General features: G+C 31.2%; 5 protein-coding genes and 1 pseudogene. 4 read left to right on the forward strand and 2 right to left on the reverse strand.

From position 1 onward, the window contains the following. A partial coding sequence (locus B5P42_RS32850; protein WP_258397515.1) for an exosporium leader peptide-containing protein occupies nucleotides 1–234 on the reverse strand: 234 nt, incomplete at its 3' end. Nucleotides 235–557: 323 nt separating this feature from the next. Here B5P42_RS32850 and B5P42_RS20325 point away from each other — a divergent pair. Next, nucleotides 558–992 (forward strand): annotated as a pseudogene (locus B5P42_RS20325) (BclA C-terminal domain-containing protein). Nucleotides 993–1,316: 324 nt separating this feature from the next. Here the strand turns inward: B5P42_RS20325 and B5P42_RS20330 are convergent. Beyond that, nucleotides 1,317–1,874 carry a helix-turn-helix domain-containing protein gene (locus tag B5P42_RS20330; protein ID WP_113735048.1) on the reverse strand — a complete coding sequence of 186 codons (558 nt, stop codon included), beginning with the start codon at nucleotides 1,872–1,874 and terminating at the stop codon, nucleotides 1,317–1,319. 107 nt (nucleotides 1,875–1,981) lie between these two features. Between B5P42_RS20330 and B5P42_RS20335 the strand changes: the two genes are divergently transcribed. From B5P42_RS20335 to B5P42_RS20345, 3 genes are all read left to right on the forward strand, one after another. Further along, a complete protein-coding gene (locus B5P42_RS20335; protein ID WP_113735049.1) occupies nucleotides 1,982–2,566 on the forward strand; it encodes a LysE family transporter in 585 nt (194 codons plus the stop codon). An 837-nt stretch (nucleotides 2,567–3,403) separates the two neighbouring features. Beyond that, a complete protein-coding gene (locus B5P42_RS20340) occupies nucleotides 3,404–3,919 on the forward strand; it encodes a DUF3231 family protein (RefSeq protein WP_088033020.1) in 516 nt (171 codons plus the stop codon). Between the two features lie 178 nt (nucleotides 3,920–4,097). Further along, the gene (locus B5P42_RS20345; RefSeq protein ID WP_113735050.1) at nucleotides 4,098–4,397 is read left to right on the forward strand and encodes a WGxxGxxG family protein; all 300 of its coding nucleotides are present in this window, start codon (nucleotides 4,098–4,100) and stop codon (nucleotides 4,395–4,397) included. Nucleotides 4,398–4,633 lie beyond the last annotated feature (236 nt).

A 4,633-nucleotide genomic window follows, 5' to 3' on the forward strand; every position in this document is an offset into this window, starting at 1 on the left:
TGTTGCTCCCGTTATTCCTGTTGCTCCCGTTATTCCTGTTACTCCTGTTACTCCTGTTACTCCCGTTGCTCCCGTTGCTCCCGTTGCTCCCGTTGCTCCCGTTGCTCCGGTTGCTCCTGTTGCTCCGGTTGCTCCGGTTGGAAAATTAATAGACGGAAGAGGTGGAAATGTAGGACCAATATTTTTAGAATCCATAACTTCCTTAGACATTGGTAATTTGTCATATCGATTCAAATTTGCATCTCCCTTCTATAGTATTTATTAAATGTTAGATGTTCCGAAATGTTAAAAGAATTATCTAAAAAAACACTATTAATCTCTCGATTAAAATCTTTTTACAAAATCAATTTTAATGTAACTTACTAAAAATGAATGTATTTTAAACAGCATGCCGTTACTATAAAAAATATTATTAATAGAATATATGAAAAGTATCTCCTTTATCATAAAAATGAGGTGATTTTAATTAAAAATAAAGATAGAGAAAATCCCCAAAATAATGACGTACAATTATCCTTCCTTATAGACTAACTAGTCCTACTGGTAGTACTGGACCCATGAGTAATACCGGAGCATAAACGTTACAACAAATTCTATGCTTGCAAATAATACAGTGGATGGAACAGTTTCAGTTGTACTAGGGTGGTACTAACATACTACTTTCAAACAATCAAAGCCTTGATAGCTTTGCAGTCAATAGTGCAAATGATTTATTTACAGTCCCTGTAACGGGACGTTATTATCTTTCTTATCAAATTAATACTACAACTGCACTTCTTGCGGGTTCAAGACTACTTTTAAACGGATCTACATCACTTCTGAGCTCAATTCTATCTCCTGCCTTATCTACTTCAAGTTATAATAATAATTTAATTACAATATTAAATGCAGGTAATACTATTTCTCTTCAATTATTCGGTCTCTTATCAATTGTCAATTTAGTCGGTGGTGGATCAACTGGCGCCTCTCTAACAATTATACGAGTTGATTAATAAATGATTCATTTTTTCTTCTTACCTTTAAATGTCATTCCCCTATACAGATAGTAGAAACTATCTATACTAAATATTCCGGATAAACATTATCAATTTACTCTATACGCTATCAATGTTAAGTTATTTATGAAGACAGTTTCTCCTTTACTAATCATCTCAATATGTATTTGAGAAACATCCTCCAATCCTATACGCGAGAGAAATACTGTATTGACACTCAACTGAGTGTCTTTTTTTTGTAATTTTTCACATAATAAAAACCACCTTGTATAGATGGTTTTATAATTACGCTTCCCTTATATTTTTTATGTACATAAAAAATTATGAAGCTGGATAATAAATTGTCATACTCAACCGAGTTAACGTACTTCCTGAATTATAATAAGCGTGAGGTCTATCCGCCTTAAACCTGATTGAGTCTCCACTATTTAATCTATATTGACAATTATTTACCTCAATTGTCAGTTCACCATCAAACACAGTTATAAATTCCTCTGTTCCTTCTTTATGCGCTTCAGCATATAACTTTCCTTCTGTTTCAATTTCAACAGTATAGATTTCAAAATGTCTATCATCTTGGAATGGAAAAGATGGATAAACTTTATATTTCCCATTGTCTTCAGCCAATACTTGAACATCATTTCGTAAAATAACTTTCGTATCTGGTTGTGGATTATTTATTAAAGAAGTAAAAGACACTTTCAGTCCATTAGCGATTTTCCAAATTGTTGTAAGTGTTGGGCTTGATTCTCCCCTTTCAATTTGTCCGATCATCGTTTTACTTACACCACTTAATTGAGAAACTTTTTCTAAGCTCAGCTTTTCTTTTTCTCGAATAGCTTTTAAATTTTTTGCAAGGATAAGTTGAATTTCCTCCATAAAAAAACACTCCTATACAATATAACGACCATTATGTATAATAAAAAGCACACGTTATATTGTTCTTTTCGGTCATTATAACATACAAAATCAAAGGAGGTTTTGAAATGCCTATATTTTCTTTTTTATTATTCGTCTTTATTAGTAGCTTCACACCAGGCCCTAACAATTTTTTATCCATGACATACGCCAACCAACATGGGTTAAAAAGAAGCATTAAATTTTGCTTAGGAGTGGCTTTCGGCTTTTTCATCATCACTTCATTATGTAGTTTCTTTAATATTATACTTATAAACATTCTGCCAATAATTGAATTTCCTTTAAAACTTTTAGGTGTAGCTTATATGCTGTATTTAGCTTTTAAAATACTCACTAGTAAAAATAGTGCAAACACAAATGATAAAAGCAATAAAAACTTATTTTTAGTAGGAATTATGCTTCAATTCGTTAATCCAAAGGGAATATTATTCGGACTGACTGTAGTATCAACTTTTATTCTCCCTTATTACAATTCATATTCTAGTTACCTTCTTTTTTCATTATTTTTAGGAGTAGTCGGTTTAATGAGTACGTTTAGTTGGAGCCTATTCGGTTCAATGTTCCAAAAACTTTTATTAAAACATAACCAATTCTTTAACATCATTATGGCAGTATTATTAGTTTTTAGCGCTATTTCAATTGTTATCAACTAGCTCCATAACCATCCTAATTCTTAATTTAACAGTCAATTTGATATAAATAATTATCCTTCCACCTATCATCTTTTTTTAGTTTTAAGATGGGGGAACCTTCTAGTGATAAGATTTCCACCGTATTATACTAAATAAGAAATTTACTATATAAGGAGGAGGGTTTCAACATCTAGTCGTTTACGTAATTACAAGCTTATTTTAACGATAGAATCATTAAGTAGGGTTCATAAATTTATATCTCTACTTATACATTTTGTCAGTAATACAAGGGCTGCAGTTAAAACAATTAGCGAAAGACTATTCAGATAGAAATGTTTGCAAATACAAAAAATGCGGTTTCTCTTTTCACGAGAAACCGCATTACATCAATAATTTTGTTGAATTTTAAACTGAATTGTATACAAATCAAAGTTGTAGACTCGCATTTTTAAATGCTTGATTTTTGTACTATTTTATTAGAATATCACATGTTTAAAATGTATATATCAGCGATATTTTATGTCTATTTTGTATAGGTGTTAGCAAGTTAGTTTGCAAACTTGCTAACACTTTTTTATTTCTTCTACAAATATATTTCCTCATAAATCCAATTATATTTACTACCATTGTTACATTTTCTTTCCTCTTCAGTTTTTAATTCAAATTTCTATCCCAAGTTACGTAGAATATATTATTTAAATTTGTACATTATAAAAAAAGAAAGTATTACTTGTAGTTAGGGTGTTCCAAATGAATTTTAGAAACCTATTTTCTTTATTACGGAACATTTTTAAAACCATTTTTTCATTGATAAAAAGTCTTTCAAAAAATTTATTCATTTTAAGGAGGCATATTAAAATGGGAGTTTTAAGTGGCAATCCCCAAAATGAGCCAATGCATTACGGAGAAGTCTTTGGAATTTGGAGTTATCTTGCAGCGGCACAAGGTGCAATTGCTGGTTATCAAGTTCTTATTAACCATACAGGGGATGAGGACTTAAAGAAATTTTTAGAAAACCTTGTAGAGAATGATATCCAATCAGAAGTTGAAGAATTGAAAAATTTATTAAAATTAAATGGTGTTGCATTACCACCAGCACCTCCAGAAAGACCAGTTGCATCTATTGAAACGATTCCTCCTGGTGCTCGTATAAATGATGCAGAAATTGCAGCAACGGTTTCTGCAGGCCTTGCAGCAGGTTTGGTAGCATGTAGCCAAGCTATGGGACAATCTCTTCGAGAAGATGTAGGAATGATGTTTGGACAATTCCATATGAAGAAAGCACAAGCAGGTGCTACTTTACTACGATTAAATAAGAAAAAAGGTTGGATTATTCCCCCTCCTCTACATGTTCTTCAATCTGATCAAGCATAACATGAAGTAAGCGGTTAACTTTTGTTAACCGCTTCGTTGTATTTACCTGTACTTTTAATACTGGAGATTAAAGATATTCCTCATAATTTTAGCCTTATGGTTATGGTTTAGAAACTATTAAACGAAGAATGTACAAAAGAGCTGGAGAAATTAATGCATAAGAAAGGAGGGGAAAAATATGAAGAAGAAATTATCATCTATTTTAAGCGTTTTAGCATTAGCTATTATGTTTTTAGGTACAGATTCCCATGCTGAATACGATGGAAATAATATGAATAGAGTTAATAATACTGACATTTCAACTCGAGTTAATGACAATAACATGAATAGAGTTAATAATGATGTAAGAACTCGAAATGTAAATACGACAAATGATTTAAATGATAATCGTGATAGAAATAATAATTGGGCTTGGCTTGGTTTATTAGGACTAGCAGGTTTATTTGGTCTTAGAAGAAGAGACAAGGAAACACGCTAATGTAGAACATTTTTTCACAAACAATAATCTCTTTATTAAAAATAAATTCACTTTAATACTTCGGCAATGGTGAATCTTTAATCCAATCATGATAAATACCCATAGCTTGTACTACAATTAAAACAGTGGATATTCACCTATAAAGAACCACTACATTTAAAGAGCAGGATAAACATTTTATAAAATGTTCAATTTAACTAGTAAAGCTAATAAGATTTGGAGAAGGATTTGAACAT

Source organism: Bacillus sp. SRB_331, from assembly GCF_003264175.1.
In the GTDB taxonomy this organism is placed as follows: domain Bacteria; phylum Bacillota; class Bacilli; order Bacillales; family Bacillaceae_G; genus Bacillus_A; species Bacillus_A mycoides.